Source organism: Methylocapsa palsarum (genome assembly GCF_900114285.1).
GTDB lineage: Bacteria > Pseudomonadota > Alphaproteobacteria > Rhizobiales > Beijerinckiaceae > Methylocapsa > Methylocapsa palsarum.
In genome coordinates, this window is record NZ_FOSN01000002.1 from 292,309 (window position 1) to 308,563 (window position 16,255).

Below are 16,255 nucleotides of genomic sequence, written 5' to 3' on the forward strand. Positions count from 1 at the left end.
CTCAGGCCTTTTCCGCGTCGCAAACCTTGCGCGCCCTCGCCCAATCCCCTACTCGAAGACATCACCAACGAGGATGCGCTGAATTGACCGACGATGGTCTGCACGATGAAATCGCCGGGCGGCACGACAAGGTTCTCATCGTCGATTTCGGCTCGCAAGTGACTCAATTGATCGCAAGGCGGGTCCGCGAGGCGGGCGTCTATTGCGAGATTGCGCCGTTCCAGTCGGCGGAAGCCGCCTTCGCGGCGCTGACGCCCAAGGCGGTGATTCTGTCGGGCGGGCCGAACTCCGTCCATGACGAGGGCGCGCCGCGCGCGCCGGACGCGCTCTTCGACGCCGGCGTGCCGGTGCTTGGCATCTGCTACGGCGAACAGGTGATGGCGCTCCAGCTGGGCGGCAAGGTCGCGCCGGGACGCCACCGCGAATTCGGCCGCGCCGAGGTCGAGGTTCGCGCCGCAAGCGCCCTCTTTGAGGGCGTCTGGACCCTTGCGGCGCGCTATCCCGTCTGGATGAGCCATGGCGACGCCGTGACCGAACTCCCGCCGGGCTTTTCCGTCATCGCGGCCTCGGCCAGCGCGCCGATGGCGGCGATCGCAAACGAGGCGCGTCGCTTCTATGGCGTGCAGTTTCATCTTGAAGTGATGCACACGCCGGACGGCGCGAAGCTGTTGTCGAATTTCGTGCACAAGATCGCAGGCTTGCGCGCCGACTGGACCATGGGCGCGTTCCGCGGTGAGGCCATCGCCGCGATCCGACGCAAGGTGGGCGATGGTCGGGTGCTGTGCGGATTGTCGGGCGGGGTCGATTCCGCAGTCGCCGCCGTGCTGATCCACGAGGCGATCGGCGACCGTCTGACCTGTGTCTTCGTCGATCATGGCCTGTTGCGCCTCGGCGAGGCGGAGGAGGTGGTCGGCCTCTTTCGAGACCATTACAACATCCCGCTCGTGCACGCGCAGGCTCAGGCGCTTTTTCTCGATGCGCTCGCCGGCGTTTCGGACCCGGAGGAAAAACGCAAGATCATCGGGCGCCTGTTCGTTTCGACCTTCGAGGCGGAGGCGAAAAAGATCGCCGCCGACGGAAGGGGCGCGCCAGAATTCCTCGCTCAGGGCACGTTGTATCCCGATGTGATCGAAAGCGTCTCGTTCAGCGGCGGTCCCTCCGTCACCATCAAGTCGCATCACAATGTCGGTGGGCTGCCCGAACGCATGAACATGAAGCTCGTCGAGCCCTTGCGCGAATTGTTCAAGGACGAGGTGCGTGAACTCGGCCGTGAACTGGGTCTGCCGGAGGCGTTCGTGCGCCGGCATCCTTTTCCGGGTCCGGGCCTCGCGATCCGCTGCCCCGGCGGAATCACGCCGGAAAAACTCGAGATTTTACGTCAGGCCGACGCGATCTATCTCGACGAGATCAAGAAGGCCGGCCTCTACGATGACATCTGGCAGGCGTTCGCGGTGCTGCTGCCGGTGCAGACGGTCGGGGTCATGGGCGACGGGCGGACCTACGAATTCGTCTGCGCCTTGCGCGCGGTCACCTCGGTCGACGGGATGACGGCCGATTTCTTCCCCTTCGACATGGCGTTTCTCGGCCGCGCGGCGACAAGGATCATCAACGAGGTCAAGGGTGTCAACAGGGTCGTGTACGACGTAACCAGCAAGCCGCCGGGAACAATCGAGTGGGAATGATTCAGGCCCATCCGACCGTATCCAAATCTACGCTAAAGTACGGCATAAGTCAAGGAAAAATAAGAATAAACCTTCCGACGTCTATCGGGGTCTATCGCGGGGTTAGCGTCGCAAATGACGGACCTTCTGACGGACCCGACAAACTTGCTGTCAATGCAAAATAAAGATACCGTCAGCAGTATGAAGGCCGCTGACGGACTTTTTTGGATGGTATATCCCTGAAATAAAAGGGAAAAATGTGGTCCAGATGGCGTCAAAATGACCTGACGGACATTTCAGCGGCTTTCCTCCGTCTTTGCCTATTCCGGGAGAGGAAAATGCTGACCGATACCGCGCTTAAGGCGCTGAAACCTCAAGAGAAAAAATACAAGGTGACGGACCGTGACGGTATGTACGTCCTCGTTCATGCCGACAGGGGCTATCACCTTCCGCTATGACTACCGCCTCAACGGTCGCCGTGAGACGCTCATCATTGGTCGATATGGCCGGGCTGGCGTTTCGCTTGCGCGAGCCCGGGAAAAGCTGATCGATGCACAACGCGCAATCCAGGAGGGGCGCTCACCAGGAGAAGCAACGGGACAAGCGGCGCTTAAAGGAGGCGAAGAGCTTCGGTGAGTTCGGCGAGCGCTGGTTTCAGGAAGCGCGGATGGCGGACAGCACAAAGGCCATGCGTCGGGCCATATTCGAGCGCGATATTCTGCCAAAGTTCCGCAGTAGGTTGCTCACTGAGATCACGCCAGACGATCTCCGAGCGATGTGTGCGAAGGTAAAGGAGCGTGGCGCGCCAGCGACAGCAGTCCACGTCCGGGACATTGTGAAGCTCATTTTTGGCTTTGCGATCCTGCATGGGGAGAAGGTCGCCAACCCGGCCGAGGAGGTTGGACCGGCGTCGATCGCGACGTTTGTCCCGAAAGATCGCTCTTTGTCGCCGTCCGAGATCCGCGACATGCTCGGGCAGCTGGAGCACGTCCCTACGCTGCCGACAATCCGGCTTGGGATGAAGCTGATCCTGATCACCATGGTCCGCAAAAGCGAGCTGCAAGACGCTGTTTGGGATGAGGTTGATTTTGAAAACGCCGTCTGGTCGATCCCGAAGGAGCGTATGAAGCGGTCCAAAGCGCACAACGTCTATCTGCCCCAGCAAGCCATCGACATAATGATCGCGCTGAAAACCTGCGCCGGAAATTCAAGGTATCTTCTGCCCTCCCGCTACGACGCGGACGCACCCATGTCGCGGGCGACCTTCAACCGGATCACGACGGCTGTCGTGGTCCGTGCCAAGAAGGAGGGGTTGCCGTTGGAATCGTTCACGGTTCACGATCTTCGCCGGACCGGTTCGACCCTCCTGAATGAGCTGGGTTTCAATAGCGACTGGATCGAGAAATGCCTGGCTCATGAGGATGGCCGCTCATCACGGGGCATCTATAACAAGGCCGAATACGAACATCAGCGGCGCCATATGATGCAGGAGTGGGCGAACCTTATCGATGCCTGGGCCGGTGGCCGGAAATACAGCCCGACGCTCTATCCGCCATCGATGGACCTACTCACGCCGGAGCCTAATGTTTGACCGAACGGGCGGCGGACGAGCCGCCGGCCGGTTCTTTCGCGCGGGAAGGCTTTCCCCTCCCATGTGATTTGTGATAAAACCTCTGCTATAAATTTGGAGTGCAGAGGAGTTGTCACCCATTGATGCCGTCAACAAGCGCCCAACGGACCCGCGCTCTCGATCTCCTGACTGCCCGGGGAATGCTCCGGCTTAAGGATTTCGTGGCCGAAGGCATCGGACCGGAGACGCTGGCGCGTCTTGTCCGGGAAGGCGCGGTCGTGCGCCCGGCGCGGGGGCTCTATCAGCTTCCCGATGCGCAAGTCGAGGCCGCCCATACGCTTGCTGAAGCTGCGGCCCTGGTTCCCAAGGGCATCGTCTGCCTGACGTCGGCGCTTCAATATCACGAGATGACGCTCCAGATGCCGGCCGCCGTGTGGATGGCGATCGAGCGAACCGCGTGGCGGCCAAAGATTGACTATCCGCGCATCAGGTTCGTGCGCTTCACCGGGGATTCTCTGGCGGACGGCGTCGTACGTCATCGTATCGAGGGGGTAGAGGTCCCCATTACAGACCCGGCGAGGACGATCGTCGACTGTTTCCGCTATCGCGCTAAAGTTGGCCTCGACGTGGCTATGGAAGGGCTGCGGGAGGGCCTTCGCCGTCGGCGATGCACGCCTGATGAACTCTGGCGCTACGCACGCAAGGCGAGGGTCTGGTCGGTGATGCGTCCCTATGTCGAAGCGATGGTGTCCGATGCCGCGTGAGCCCCGCAACATCGGCGCTTCTGTGCGGGCGCGCCTGCTGGATCTGGCGCGCGCCGAGAGGTCGGACTTTCAGGTCCTGCTTACACGCTATGCACTGGAACGTCTGCTCTACCGGTTGAGCGTTTCCGTGCATCGCGAGCGCTTCATCCTGAAAGGCGCGATGCTCTTCGTGACATGGGTCGCCGATCCGTTCCGGCCGACTCGCGATCTTGATCTGCTTGGCCACGGTGACAATGACGTGGGGGCCATCGCCGATACCTTCCGCTCCATCTGTGCCGAGCCAGTCGCCGACGATGGCGTGGACTTTGATGGCGCTGGTTTGCACGCCGCGCCGATTCGTGAGGAGGTCGAATATGGCGGTGTGCGGGTGCGCACGACGGCGACGATTGCCGGAGCGCGCGTGCCGATTCAGGTCGATGTCGGCTTCGGCGATGCGGTAACGCCTGCGCCGGTCGAGATTGATTATCCGACGTTGCTGGACAACCCCGCGCCGCACCTCCGTGCCTATCCCGTGGAGACGGTGGTCGCTGAAAAGTTCGAAGCCCTGACGTCGCTCGGAATCGCGAACAGTCGGCTCAAGGACTTCTACGATCTTTGGCTGATTGCCCAGACGTTTGAATTTCGCCAGGGCGGCTTGGTCGCAGCCGTGCAGCGCACGTTTGATCGGCGCGGCACGCCGCTACCGCTCGATACACCGGTTGGACTGACCGACGAATTTGCGGCGGCGTGGGCTGCTCAATGGCGTGCCTTCCTCGGACGTGAGCGGATGGCCGCCGCGCCGGATGTTTTCGCCATGATCATCGTGGATCTCCGAGGTTTTCTGATGCCTCTGGTCGTTAGCGATCCGCGTGGGGTATCTGTTTGGCCGCCTGGCGGCCCGTGGTCGTTGGGGGATATGGTCGAAAAGTGAAAACTCAGACCCGAATTTAAGATTCTGAGTCAGCCTTTTGGTTTATTTGATATTTTTGCAAACTATTTAAAGCTCTCGTTCATGGAAGCGCACCGCACTTGGCTTCCTTGATCCGCCTTGGTAACGGCATCTATGTCACGACGCTCCACCTGCCTTCTATGGATCCACTCATACCGTCACTGGGTGTTTGACGGGGCGGGATTTGCGCAATTGGACGTCGGGCGATGGTGCGCGTTTGACGGTTTTGGCTTTGGAGGCTTGCCTTCTGGCATCGAGCCATGCCTCGACCTCCGCCAAATCCCAGACGACACACCGCGAGGTCAGGTTAAATCGCAATGGAAATTCGCCGCGACGTTCCATCTCGTAGATGGTCGTGTCCGCGAGGGGCACAATTTCGCGAAGTTGGTCCCGTCGAATCGTCTTCCTTTGCAACGGCTGCGTTTGTCTTGTCATCGCCAATCCTCTGCAAGCATCGATGAATGCATCCGATAGAAAGCGATAAACTGAAGATATTGAAGCAAGAAAATGTGTCGTAGTAGAGTGGGATAGTGCCGCGAGCACATAGGATGGCTAAAGGCAGCGCAGGACACACAATTTTAACCGATAGGCTTTCGTCTGTATTGGGGCGAATCGAGAGGGAAGCGAGAACGATTGTCGATACAAGTCCGCCACCTCAACTATGTGATCGCTGCGGAAGACCACGGCAGCTTTCGGCGAGCGGCGGCAGCCTTGGGGGTGCACGAGTCGGCTATCAGCCGGCGTATTCGCGATCTGGAGGAGCGGCTTGGCGCCGCGCTGTTCGTCCGCTCCCACGGCGGCGTTCAACTCACTTTCGCCGGAAAGCAGTTCGTCGATCGAGGTCGCAAGGCGCTTTCTGAAATTAATCTGGCCAAAACGGAAGTGGCGGCGATTGGGCGTGTCGGCGCCGGCGAATTGAAGATCGGCATTTTTTCGTCACTGGGATCAGGTTTCCTGTCCGGCCTCATTCGGGGCTTTGCCGAATCCTATCCCGCAGTGCAGATGTCTTTCGTCGACGGCGGCCAGTCCGAACATGTTGCCGCAATAAGGCAGCATCAGCTCGACATTGCATTTGTGACGGGGACGCTCGAATGGCCCGGCTGCGAAACCGAATATTTATGGTCGGAGCGCGTCTTTGCCGCGCTGCCGGAGCAGCATTCCTTGACCTCGTCGGAAGAGCTTGAATGGGAGGATTTGGCCGGCGAACGATTCATCGTGAGCGAAGTGGTTCCGGGCCAGGAGATATACAATTATCTCGTTCAGCGTTTGGCGGGCCTTGGGCAAAGCCCGGAAATCCTGCCGCAAAGCGTTGGGCGGCATAACCTCTTGTCCTTGGTCGCACTCGGACAAGGCCTGACATTGGCAAGCGAAGGGATTACGACGACGCAAGTTCCGGGCGTTTTATACCGGCCAATGGCAAATGAAACACTGCCCTACAGCATGGTATGGTCATCGCAGAACGATAACCCAGCCTTCCTGCGTCTGATCGAACTTGCAAGATCGATGGCCGAAGCCGCCGCTTTGAAAACCGTCAAGACGTCGGCGTAGATGAACTGCCGCCTTTCCTGGCCTTGGCGAATCCCCTGTCCGTTGCGATGAACCGTTCGAGCATGGGCACGATCAGGCGAACGGGATCGGATGGAGTGTGGTTGGTCTCGTGACCGAGAATTTCCGCATAGGCAATCAGATCGCGATGGAGGCCGGCAGGCAGCTCCAGTGTCACTTTCACCGGTTTGTCTTCGGTAAGTGGCCCGAGTTTCAGTTTCATTGTTCGCCTCCGTAGGGCTCAAGTACTAAATCTCTTGTGACGATTACCCGCACCGGGAAGCCCGGCCGAATGGTCAGCGTCGGCGCGATGTTCAGCTCGCGGCCCACGATCTGCTGGCCGGCTTGACTGACGCTGTTGGACGCGCCCTGCCGCAAGGCTTGCACGATGTTGTTGTCCTGACCGGAGGCGCCCGCCTGCGCGCCAACGCTCAGGAGCGTTGACAGGGAAGCGGCCTTGAACAGCTCATCCCAGTGATAATCGACGCCATCCTCAAGGCCGGCATAGCCCTCAGAGTCCGCGCCGGGCTGTCGCTCCAGGACGATGGAACGGCCATTGGGGAAGATCAGCCGGTTCCAGACAAGAAGCACGCGCTGCTGGCCGAACCCAACGCCGCTGTCGTATTGGCCGATAATGCGCGTGCCCTGAGGCACGAGCAGGATGTGCCCGGTTGGGCTGTCATAGACGTTTTCCGTCACCTGGGCGGTGATCTGGCCGGGCAAGTCTGAGCGGATGCCGGTGATCAGCGCCGCTGGAATGACGCTGCCAGCCTGAAGGATATTCGCGGAAGCCGGTGCCGCGACGCGATCGGGAGAGACGGTGCGCTTATCGGGCGCTTGATTGAGGAAGGCGAGCTGGCGATCTTGCGCCGAGGGCGTCGCCGGCTGCGGCGCAAGGCCAAGACTGGCGAGATCGGTCGGTGGCATGGTTGTCGCCGCCGGCTGAGTTGAACTGGTGTTCGCGGGCCGCGTCTCGGTCGAGGCGAATAGGCGCGCTGTGCGCGCCGCCTCCCGTTCCTGAAGGCGACGCTGCACTTCGGGACTCGGGCCGGAAGCAACCGCGCTCTGCGTCGTGATGCCAGGACCCGGCACCGGTTGGCCGTTGTTCTGGGCATTGAGGATTGGCCGTCCGAGATCGCCAGGTAACGGCGGGCCGAGACGCGGCACACCGCAATAGTCCTTCGGGAGCCCGGCAAGCCCGTCCGGTGTCGTGCGGTTGTCGGTCGCGTAAAGCTCCTCATTCGGCTTCCCACCGTGTTGGGTCTGGAGCGCGTAGATCAGCGCTCCGCCAATGCCGACGCTTGCGACGAGGCCAAGCCCGGCCAGCACCTTGCGCGACAGGCGTGTGACGCTCGGCGGTTCGGGGCGCAGTCGCATGGGCGCCACCGGCTCGCCGGTCAGCGGCCGGGCGTCGTCAGCGCCAGAAGCTTCCGGCCGAGGTTCCGCGTCCCGCTTTGCCTCTTCTCCCTTTTCAGGATCAAACGTGCTCACGACGCTGGCCTCCCGTCAGTGCGGGTGATGCGGACGCGCTTCTGGCTCTTGTCGGAACCGAAGCGCAGCTCGGCGGCGGCGAAGAGCCGGTCGACGATCATGTAGTTGTCGCGGACCCGATAGTTCACCAATTCGGATGTGTCGCCCTCCGGGCCTACGACGAAGAGCGGCGGCATCTCGCCCTGGCTGATGCCGCGCGGGAACTCGATGAAGACTTGGCGCCCGTCGTCGAACGCGCGTAACGGTCGCCACGGCGCGCGGTCGCCTGTCACCTCGTAGCGAAAATTGACGTGGGACAGATCGACGCCGGAAGCGACCGGTTGGGCGGCCTGGGCCTGCTCATTTTGCCGGCGCAGCGCGATGAGCTGATCCTGCGGATACTGCCAGGACACGGAGGCCATGTAGGTCTTCTCGGTCGAGCGCAGTTCCATATGATAGGTGCGCAGGTTCGTATTGATGACAAGGTTGGTCATCAGTTCGTTACGCGTCGGCTTGACGAGGATGTGGACCTGCTTCGTCGCCCCCGCGCCGCTTTCTGTGTCGCCAATGATCCAGCGCACCGTATCGCCGGCGGCGACGGGACCGGAGCCGACAAGCTGTTCGCCCGGCTGGAGGCCGATGTCGGTGATCTGCCCCGGCGCGGTATAGACCTGATAGAGCGCACCATCGACGAAAGGATAGACTTGGATGGCGTTGATGAAACCGTTGCGTACCGGTTGCATCCGCGCGGCGGCGTTCGCCTCGTTTACACGCGCGGCGGGATCGGGCAATTCCGGTGTCGGCTTGCCGTCGTTGCCGACCGGTTTCAGTTGGCCGGGCAACGGCAGAACCTTGGGCAGCTCCACAACCTTCACCGGCGCGGGCGGATCGACCGTCTGCACGGCGGCCGGGGCATCGTCATAATCGATCTCGGGCGGCTTCTGCAGGGTGGCGCAGCCGGCGAGCGCCGTTGTGCAAATCAGCAGAAGGGGCAAACCGGATTTACGGAAAACCGGAACGGCGGGAATGAGGAAAGCCGGGCTTCCCACTTTCCGGGGGGCGGCTTTGCGGGAAGCGACAGTCATTGTCCAAGCTCCTTCGACCAGTTGATGGCGTTGATGTAGATACCGAGTGGATTGGCCCGGAGTTTTTCGGGATCGCGGGGCGATTGCACTGCGATGGTAAGGATGGCCGTCCAGCGTTCAGTCGCGGCCAGGGCGCCGTCCTGATAGGTGCGTTGGACCCAGGCGACGCGGAACGAAGTCGGCGAAGCCCGGATCACGCTGGAGACGTCGATCGACACTTGCGTCTTGCCGACCTTGGAGAAAGGGTCGTTGGCGCGGGCGTAGTCGTTGAGTGCGAGTGCGCCGGCCTGTGTCGTGAAGTCATAGGCGCGCAGCCAATTCTGCCGGACGATGATCGGATCGGCGGGGATCGAGCGGACCTGTTCAATGAAGCGCGCGAGATAGAAGGCGATTTGCGGATCGGTTGGCTGGTAGTCGGCGGTAGCCGGCGCCACGGCCTGGGCCTGACCAAGGTGATCGACCTGCACCACCCAAGGCACGATGGAGCCGCTGGCGGACTGCCAGACCAGCGCGGCGGAGAGCCCGGCCGACAGCGCGAGTGAGCCGAAGGCCATCAACCGCCAGTTCCGTGCCTGCACGCGGGCGGAGCCGATGCGGTCGTCCCAGATTTGCGCCGCTCGCTGGTAGGGCGTCTCAGGCTCGGGCGATTTGCCGTAATGGGTGGAGGGTCGTCGGAAGAAGCTCATGTTCAGTCGCTTTCGGAGAGGTTGACGGAAGACCCGCCGCCATGGCTGTCGCCGGATTTGACAGCGTGGGCGGCGGCCTGGACGCCGTGGGACACCTGCTGGCCGCGCTTCATGCGCGTCGCCCAGGCAGGCTGGCCACCAGCTGCGGCGGAAGACGATGCGCCAGCCGGGTCGGCACCTTCGCCGTCACCGCCGACCGTGCCGGCGGTGGACGATCCGCCTGTCATCTCAAAGGCAGCGCGTGCGCCGGACTGGTAGCTGGATTTGATGCTGTCGGCGGCTTTCGACGCGGCGCGCTTCAACGGCGAGACGGCAGCCTGCGCCCCGGCACTGGCGACATTGCCAAGTCCAGATGCGACTCCGGCCGCGCCGGACTGTCCGGCGGCCCCAAGGCTGTAAGCAGTGGAAGCTCCACCGGTGAGCGCGGCTCCGCCACGGGCGGCCGCGGCGGCGCCTCCGGCGAGGGCCGCACCGCCGGAGGCCACAGCTCCAACCGCTGCGGCGCCTGCGGCGACCACGCCACCAGCCGCCAAGCCGACACCCACGGCTGCGCCGGCTCCGAGTTGCGGGCCACCAGAGACGAGACCGTTGGCGATACCCGGCCCGAAGATGCCAAGGCCAAGGAGCGACAAGGCCGCCAACACGATCGCCATAGCATCGTCGATGCTCGGCTGTGCTCCGGTCGTGGTGGCCGTGAATTGGGAGAATAGGGTCGAGCCGATGCCGACGATCACGGCCAGCACCATGACCTTGATACCGGAGCTGATGACGTTGCCCAGGACACGCTCGGCCATGAAGGCGGATTTGCCAAACAGGCCGAAGGGAATGAGAATGAAGCCGGCGAGCGTGCTCAACTTGAATTCGATGAGCGTCACGAAAAGCTGCACGGCGAGAATGAAGAAGGCGAGCAGCACCATCACCCAGGCGAAGAGCAGCACCGCGATCTGGATGAAGTTCTCGAAAAACGAGACGTAGCCCATTAGGCCGGAGATCGAGGTGAGCAGCGGGCGGCCTGCGTCGAGCCCGACCTGAGCGACGCGGCCAGGTTGGAGCAACTGAGCGGTGGTGAAGCTTGTGCCTGACGCCTTCAGCCCAAGGCCGGCAAAGCTGTTGAAAATGATCTGGGCGAGGTTGTTCCAGTTGCCGATCAGATAGGCGAAGACGCCGACGAACAGCGTCTTCTTGACCAGTCGCGCGATGATGTCGTCGTCAGCGCCCCATGACCAGAAAAGCGCCGCCAAGGTCACGTCGATGACGATCAACGTGGTGGCGATGAAGGCGACTTCGCCGCTGAGGAGGCCAAAACCGCTATCGATATAGGTGGTGAAGACGCCAAGGAATTGGTCGATGATGCCGGTGCCGCCCATGATGTTACCGAGCCTCCGATGCGCCGGGCGCGGCAGGCCGGACTGGATTGGGGAATCCCGCTTCAGGCGACGCGCCGGGCGTCAGGAACCGCCTGCGGTTTTCGGCCCAAACGCGCAGGCACACGGCGTCGCGCGCGCCCGCTTCTCCAAGGAGCTGGCAGCGGGTCAGATCATCACGAAGCGGGTCGGTGGCAGGAACCATGGTAGGTTCGACGCCCCGGGCGATCGGCGCCTCTTGTCTGCGCGTGACCTCAATCACGGTCGCGGTAATGGCGAGCGCGACGAAGACAATGGCGCCGAGCCGGGCAAGTGTCTTTTCCTCCATCGCCCGAGCCTCAATTGCTGTTGTGGAACATCTGGACGTTGCCCGGCTGGTAGCCGGGGCCGGGCGTCAGGAAGGTCTGTCGCTGGATGCGGCCCTGATCGACAGCCGTCGCCTGCTCGGCCGCCTGAAGCGCTTGCGCGCGACCGTTCGCTGCGAGGACGGCGGTGAGATCGGCAAGCTGTTGGGCCTGCAAGGCGAGAAGCTGGTTACCGGCCTGGGTCGCCTGAAGCGCACCCGTCGCGCCCTGGCTCTGGCCGATGAGCGCGGATGTCTGCGTGCGGTTGGTGTCGAGATTACCCACCACGGTCGCCTGAACACGCATGGCGTCCTGAAGGCCGTAGACTGTGTTCTGCCAACGGGTCTGCGCGTCGGTGACGAGCTGTTGGCTCGATGCGGACAGCGCCACCTTGCCGTAGGTCGTCTGGTAGGCCTGATCGATCTGCTGGACGTTGTAGGCGATACCCTGCGCCTGGCCGAGAAGCTGCTGCGTCCGCGTGATCGATTGCTGGATTTGCTGTAGCGAGGAGTAAGGCAGGCTCGCGAGGTTGCGCGCCTGATTGATCAGTGATGTCGCCTGATTTTGCAGGCTGGTGATCTGGTTGGTGATCTGCTGAAGTTCGCGCGCCGCTGTCAGCACGTTCTGGGCATAGTTGGACGGATCGAACACGATCCATTGCGCGGCGGCAGGCGTCGCGAACATTGGTGATAGGGCCGTGGGAACGGCGAGGATGGACGCGGCGAAAAGCACCGCGCGGGAGTGGCGCAGTTTCATGAGGACATCTCCGTGTTGGTAAGGTTGGGAATTAGGTCTGCGGCCCAGGCGAGGCCGCGGTGCCGAAGCCACTGGGCAAGGAAGCCATCGCGGCCGTGATCGCCGACGATCTTCGCGATGGCGGTCTGATCGGTCTTCGACGAGGCGGCGCAGAGCGCAAGCGCCACGTCGGACAAACCCAGCTCGAACAGCCGGTTGCCACGCCGGGACTGGCAGTAATAGTCGCGCTTCGGCATGGCCCGCGCGAGGATTTCGATCTGGCGGTCGTTGAGGCCGAACCGGCGATAGATGGCGGTGATCTGCGGTTCGATCGCCCGTTCGTTTGGGAGCAGCAACCGGGTCTGGCAGCTCTCGATGATGGCGGGGGCGATGGCCGATCCGTCGATGTCCGACAGCGACTGCGTGGCGAAAATGACGCTGGCGTTCTTTTTCCTGAGCGTCTTCAACCATTCGCGGAGTTGGCCCGCAAAGCCTTCGTCGTCGAGCGCCAGCCACCCCTCGTCGATGATGATGAGCGTCGGCGAACCGTCGAGACGGTCCTCGATCCGGTGGAAGAGATATGCGAGTACGGCGGGCGCCGCGCCGGTGCCGATCAGCCCTTCCGTTTCGAATGCCTGGACGGTCGCGGAGCCGAGATATTCGGCCTCCGCGTCGAGCAGCCGGCCATAGGGACCGCCAACACAAAAGGGCCGGAGCGCCTGCTTCAGGTCATTGGATTGGAGCAGCACGGCAAGGCCGGTGATGGTCCGTTCATCGACCGGGGCCGAGGCCAGTGAAGTCAGCGCCGTCCAGATATATTCTTTGACCTCCGGCGTGATCGGCACACCCTCGCGGGTGAGGATGGCGACGATCCAGTCGGCGGCCCAGGCACGTTCGGCCAGATCCTCGACGCGCGCGAGCGGTTGCAAACTGACCGAGGTTTCCGAACCGTCAGTCAGCCCGCCGCCGAGATCGTGCCAGTCACCGCCCATGGCGAGGGCGGCCGCACGGATCGATCCGCCGAAATCGAACGCGAACACTTGGGCGCCGGCATAGCGCCGGAACTGGAGAGCCATGAGCGCGAGCAGTACGGACTTGCCCGCGCCGGTCGGGCCGACGACGAGCGTGTGGCCCACGTCGCCGACATGAAGGGAAAACCGGAACGGGGTCGAGCCTTCGGTCTTGCCGAAGAGCAGTGGGGGAGCCGCAAAATGCTCGTCCCGTTCCGGCCCCGCCCAAACCGCTGAAAGCGGGATCATATGGGCGAGGTTCAAAGTGCTGATGGGCGGCTGCCGGACATTGGCATAGACGTGCCCTGGCAGTGAGCCGAGCCAGGCGTCCACCGCGTTGATCGTCTCGGTCATCGCGGTGAAGTCGCGGCCCTGGATGACCTTCTCGACCAGCCGCAGTTTCTCGTCAGCGGTGCGGGGATCTGCATCCCACACGGTTACGGTCGCCGTGACATAGGCCATCCCGGCATAATCGGCGCCGAGTTCCTGAAGCGCGAGATCCGCATCCGCCGCCTTGTTCGCCGCGTCGGTGTCCACGAGGACGGACGCCTCGTTGGTCATCACCTCCTTCAGGATCGCGGCGACACTCTTGCGCTTGGCGAACCATTGCCGCCGGATCTTCGTCAGCAGCTTCGTCGCGTCGGTCTTGTCGAGTAGGATCGCCCGCGTCGCCCAGCGATAAGGAAAGGCCAGGCGGTTCAGCTCGTCGAGCAGGCCGGGCGTCGTCGCGGTCGGGAAGCCGGTGATAGTGAGCACGCGCAGATGTGACGCGCCGAGGCGCGGCTCCAGCCCGCCGGTCAACGGCTGATCGGCCAGGAGCGCGTCGAGATACATCGGCGTCTCAGGGACCCGGACCCGATGCCGCTTGGTCGAAACGCAGGAATGCAGATAGGACAGCGTTTCCGCGTCATTGAGCCAGCGGCATTCTGGCATGAAGGCTTCGATCAGCCGCAGGATGCGGTCGGTGCGATCGGTGAAGCCGCTTAAGGCTTCGCGCGCATCGACGCCGGCACGCGCGCGGCCCTCATACAGCCAAGTCTCGGCGCGGGCGGCGTCCTCGGCCGGCGGCAGATAACAAACGGTGAGGAAGTAGCTGGACTCGAAGTGTGCGCCCGCCTCTTCAAAATCGGCCTTACGTTCGGCATCGACCAGCGCCGACGCCGCGTCGGGAAAACGGCTCGCTGGATAATTGGCGGCGGCATGGCGCTGCGCCTCCACGAAGATCGCCCAGCCTGAGCCGAGACGGCGGAAGGCGTTGTTGAGGCGGCCGGCGACGGCGACCAACTCGGCGGGGACAGCCGAATCCAGATCTGGACCACGGAACCGCGCCGTCCGTTGGAAGCTCCCGTCCTTGTTGAGGACAACGCCTTGGCCGACCAATGCGACCCAGGGCAGGAAGTCGGCGAGCCGACTGTTGCGGTTGCGATATTCGGCGAGGTTCATCATGTGCGCGCCCTTGCTCAGACAGACAGATGGCCGGGGATACGCAGATGGCGGCGCACCACATCGACAAAGAGCGGATCGCGCTTGGCGGCCCAGACGGCGGCGACATGGCCAATCGCCCAGATGACGAGGCCGATCAGCCACAGGCGCAGGCCAAGGCCAATCGCGCCCGCCAATGTGCCGTTCAGGATGGCGATGGCGCGCGGGGCGCCGCCGAGCAGGATAGGCTCGGTCAGCGCCCGGTGGACCGGGACCGTGTAGCCCGACACATCACCGCTCTGTTCGACGCCGCCCGCCATCAGACCAGCGCTCCGCCGCCGAAGGAGAAGAACGACAGGAAGAAGCTCGACGCGGCAAACGCGATTGACAGGCCGAAGACAATCTGGATCAGCCGGCGGAAGCCACCCGACGTATCGCCGAAAGCCAGCGACAGGCCGGTGACGATGATGATGATCACCGCGATGATCTTGGCGACCGGCCCTTCGATCGAATTGAGGATCTGCGTCAGCGGTTGTTCCCACGGCATCGACGAGCCGGAAGCATGGGCGGCGGGCGCGATCATCACGCTGATGACGGCGACGGAGGCGGTCATCGTCAGACGACGATGCATACGACGGGGAAGCGAAACCATTGGGAAGCTCCTTCTTCGGGCTGGGTTGTGACAGGGGTGACGCGGTAGTCGCCGTCAGGGCCAAGGCCTTCGACGCGGGCGAGTTCAACGAGCCGGCGGGACGATCCGCGACCAGCGAGGACTGCGATGAGGTCAATGGTCTCGGCGATCAGGGCGCGCGGGACGGTGACGACGGCTTCCTGGATGAGCTGTTCCATTCGTCGCAACGCGCCGATGGCGCTGCCGGCATGAATGGTGCCGATCCCGCCAGGATGGCCGGTGCCCCACGCCTTCAGGAGGTCGAGGGCCTCGCTGCCGCGCACTTCGCCAACCGGGATGCGGTCCGGGCGCAGGCGCAAGCTGGAGCGAACCAGATCGGAGAGCGAGGCGACGCCATCTTTCGTGCGCATGGCCACGAGGTTCGGCGCGGCGCATTGCAGCTCCCGCGTATCTTCGATGATGACGACACGATCGGCGGTCTTCGCGACCTCGGCCAGCAGTGCATTGGTCAGTGTCGTCTTGCCGGTCGACGTGCCGCCAGCGACAAGAATGTTGGCGCGGGAAGCGACTGCCTGTCGCAGCGTCACGGCTTGGCGCCCCGACATGATCCCGGCGGTGACGTAGTCGTCGAGCGTGAACACGGCGACGGCGGGCTTGCGGATCGCAAAGGCCGGCGCCGCGACAACGGGCGGCAGGAGCCCCTCGAACCGCTCGCCCGTCTCGGGCAATTCCGCCGAGACGCGCGGCGCGCCGGCGTGGACTTCGACGCCGACATGGTGGGCCACCAGGCGCACGATGCGCTCGCCATCGGCTGGCGACAGCCGTTCGCCCGTGTCGGACAGCCCTTCGGATAGACGGTCGATCCACAGCCGTCCGTCCGGATTCAGCATCGCTTCAACGACGGACGGATCTTCCAGAAACCTGGCGATAGCCGGGCCGAGCGCGGTGCGCAGCATCCGCGCACCCCGTGCCAGTCCTTCCGAATTGTGATGCGAAGCCGCCATCTGATCCCCAGTTCCATCGGGGAGAACAGACGCTCG

General features: G+C 63.1%; 16 protein-coding genes and 1 pseudogene. 5 read left to right on the forward strand and 12 right to left on the reverse strand.

Annotation, left to right across the window (positions count from 1 at the left end; translation table 11 throughout):
• Positions 1 to 83: 83 nt before the first annotated feature.
• From guaA to BM177_RS04260, 4 genes and pseudogenes are all read left to right on the forward strand, one after another.
• On the forward strand, positions 84 to 1,682 hold the full coding sequence (gene guaA / locus BM177_RS04245) for a glutamine-hydrolyzing GMP synthase (RefSeq protein ID WP_091678469.1): 1,599 nt from the start codon (positions 84 to 86) through the stop codon (positions 1,680 to 1,682).
• 317 nt (positions 1,683 to 1,999) lie between these two features.
• Positions 2,000 to 3,252, forward strand: a pseudogene (locus BM177_RS04250) (tyrosine-type recombinase/integrase).
• 122 nt (positions 3,253 to 3,374) lie between these two features.
• On the forward strand, positions 3,375 to 3,995 hold the full coding sequence (locus BM177_RS04255) for a type IV toxin-antitoxin system AbiEi family antitoxin domain-containing protein (protein WP_091678474.1): 621 nt from the start codon (positions 3,375 to 3,377) through the stop codon (positions 3,993 to 3,995).
• Entirely contained in the window at positions 3,985 to 4,905 is a 921-nt protein-coding gene (locus tag BM177_RS04260) for a nucleotidyl transferase AbiEii/AbiGii toxin family protein (protein WP_091678479.1), read from the forward strand. The genes BM177_RS04255 and BM177_RS04260 overlap by 11 nt, the downstream gene beginning before the upstream one ends.
• A gap of 168 nt (positions 4,906 to 5,073) precedes the next feature.
• On the opposite strand, the gene BM177_RS04265 is transcribed toward BM177_RS04260, so the two are convergent.
• Positions 5,074 to 5,358, reverse strand: a complete 285-nt coding sequence (locus tag BM177_RS04265; RefSeq protein WP_091678864.1) for a helix-turn-helix transcriptional regulator — start codon at positions 5,356 to 5,358, stop codon at positions 5,074 to 5,076.
• A gap of 198 nt (positions 5,359 to 5,556) precedes the next feature.
• Here BM177_RS04265 and BM177_RS04270 point away from each other — a divergent pair, with 198 nt between their 5' ends.
• A complete protein-coding gene (locus tag BM177_RS04270; protein ID WP_280140522.1) occupies positions 5,557 to 6,471 on the forward strand; it encodes a LysR family transcriptional regulator in 915 nt (304 codons plus the stop codon).
• Here the strand turns inward: BM177_RS04270 and BM177_RS04275 are convergent.
• From BM177_RS04275 to trbB, 11 genes are read right to left on the reverse strand one after another with little or no spacing between them, the layout of a single operon-like run.
• On the reverse strand, positions 6,455 to 6,691 hold the full coding sequence (locus tag BM177_RS04275; RefSeq protein ID WP_091678483.1) for a DUF2274 domain-containing protein: 237 nt from the start codon (positions 6,689 to 6,691) through the stop codon (positions 6,455 to 6,457). The two genes, BM177_RS04270 and BM177_RS04275, sit on opposite strands and share 17 nt — an antisense overlap.
• Positions 6,688 to 7,959 (reverse strand): TraB/TrbI/VirB10 family type IV secretion system protein, encoded by a 1,272-nt coding sequence (locus BM177_RS04280; protein ID WP_425284364.1) that lies wholly within the window; start codon positions 7,957 to 7,959, stop codon positions 6,688 to 6,690. The genes BM177_RS04275 and BM177_RS04280 overlap by 4 nt, the downstream gene beginning before the upstream one ends.
• A complete protein-coding gene (gene trbG, locus BM177_RS04285; RefSeq protein ID WP_091678486.1) occupies positions 7,956 to 9,023 on the reverse strand; it encodes a P-type conjugative transfer protein TrbG in 1,068 nt (355 codons plus the stop codon). Before trbG ends, BM177_RS04280 begins: the two co-directional genes overlap by 4 nt.
• A complete protein-coding gene (trbF, locus tag BM177_RS04290) occupies positions 9,020 to 9,709 on the reverse strand; it encodes a conjugal transfer protein TrbF (RefSeq protein ID WP_091678491.1) in 690 nt (229 codons plus the stop codon). The genes trbG and trbF overlap by 4 nt, the downstream gene beginning before the upstream one ends.
• 2 nt (positions 9,710 to 9,711) lie before the next feature.
• Entirely contained in the window at positions 9,712 to 11,076 is a 1,365-nt protein-coding gene (trbL, locus tag BM177_RS04295; RefSeq protein WP_091678494.1) for a P-type conjugative transfer protein TrbL, read from the reverse strand.
• Positions 11,077 to 11,080: 4 nt separating this feature from the next.
• Positions 11,081 to 11,401, reverse strand: a complete 321-nt coding sequence (trbK-alt, locus tag BM177_RS04300) for a putative entry exclusion protein TrbK-alt (RefSeq protein ID WP_091678497.1) — start codon at positions 11,399 to 11,401, stop codon at positions 11,081 to 11,083.
• Positions 11,402 to 11,411: 10 nt separating this feature from the next.
• Positions 11,412 to 12,173, reverse strand: a complete 762-nt coding sequence (trbJ, locus tag BM177_RS04305) for a P-type conjugative transfer protein TrbJ (protein ID WP_091678500.1) — start codon at positions 12,171 to 12,173, stop codon at positions 11,412 to 11,414.
• A complete protein-coding gene (gene trbE / locus BM177_RS04310; RefSeq protein ID WP_091678503.1) occupies positions 12,170 to 14,608 on the reverse strand; it encodes a conjugal transfer protein TrbE in 2,439 nt (812 codons plus the stop codon). Before trbE ends, trbJ begins: the two co-directional genes overlap by 4 nt.
• Positions 14,609 to 14,622: 14 nt before the next feature.
• Positions 14,623 to 14,904, reverse strand: a complete 282-nt coding sequence (locus BM177_RS04315) for a VirB3 family type IV secretion system protein (RefSeq protein WP_091678506.1) — start codon at positions 14,902 to 14,904, stop codon at positions 14,623 to 14,625.
• Positions 14,904 to 15,215 (reverse strand): TrbC/VirB2 family type IV secretion system protein, encoded by a 312-nt coding sequence (locus tag BM177_RS04320; protein ID WP_425284366.1) that lies wholly within the window; start codon positions 15,213 to 15,215, stop codon positions 14,904 to 14,906. The genes BM177_RS04315 and BM177_RS04320 overlap by 1 nt, the downstream gene beginning before the upstream one ends.
• A complete protein-coding gene (gene trbB / locus BM177_RS04325; protein WP_091678512.1) occupies positions 15,200 to 16,219 on the reverse strand; it encodes a P-type conjugative transfer ATPase TrbB in 1,020 nt (339 codons plus the stop codon). Before trbB ends, BM177_RS04320 begins: the two co-directional genes overlap by 16 nt.
• Between the last annotated feature and the right edge of the window lie 36 nt (positions 16,220 to 16,255).

Coding starts and splice junctions, on each gene's coding strand:
- BM177_RS04255 (WP_091678474.1), top strand. CDS start 3,375: ATGCCGTCAACAAGCGCCCAACGGACCCGCGCTCTCGATCTCCTGACT.
- BM177_RS04275 (WP_091678483.1), bottom strand. CDS start 6,691: ATGAAACTGAAACTCGGGCCACTTACCGAAGACAAACCGGTGAAAGTG.
- trbJ (WP_091678500.1), bottom strand. CDS start 12,173: ATGAAACTGCGCCACTCCCGCGCGGTGCTTTTCGCCGCGTCCATCCTC.
- BM177_RS04265 (WP_091678864.1), bottom strand. CDS start 5,358: ATGACAAGACAAACGCAGCCGTTGCAAAGGAAGACGATTCGACGGGAC.
- BM177_RS04315 (WP_091678506.1), bottom strand. CDS start 14,904: ATGGCGGGCGGCGTCGAACAGAGCGGTGATGTGTCGGGCTACACGGTC.
- trbK-alt (WP_091678497.1), bottom strand. CDS start 11,401: ATGGAGGAAAAGACACTTGCCCGGCTCGGCGCCATTGTCTTCGTCGCG.
- BM177_RS04320 (WP_425284366.1), bottom strand. CDS start 15,215: ATGCATCGTCGTCTGACGATGACCGCCTCCGTCGCCGTCATCAGCGTG.
- trbL (WP_091678494.1), bottom strand. CDS start 11,076: ATGGGCGGCACCGGCATCATCGACCAATTCCTTGGCGTCTTCACCACC.
- trbB (WP_091678512.1), bottom strand. CDS start 16,219: ATGGCGGCTTCGCATCACAATTCGGAAGGACTGGCACGGGGTGCGCGG.
- trbE (WP_091678503.1), bottom strand. CDS start 14,608: ATGATGAACCTCGCCGAATATCGCAACCGCAACAGTCGGCTCGCCGAC.
- trbF (WP_091678491.1), bottom strand. CDS start 9,709: ATGAGCTTCTTCCGACGACCCTCCACCCATTACGGCAAATCGCCCGAG.
- trbG (WP_091678486.1), bottom strand. CDS start 9,023: ATGACTGTCGCTTCCCGCAAAGCCGCCCCCCGGAAAGTGGGAAGCCCG.
- BM177_RS04260 (WP_091678479.1), top strand. CDS start 3,985: ATGCCGCGTGAGCCCCGCAACATCGGCGCTTCTGTGCGGGCGCGCCTG.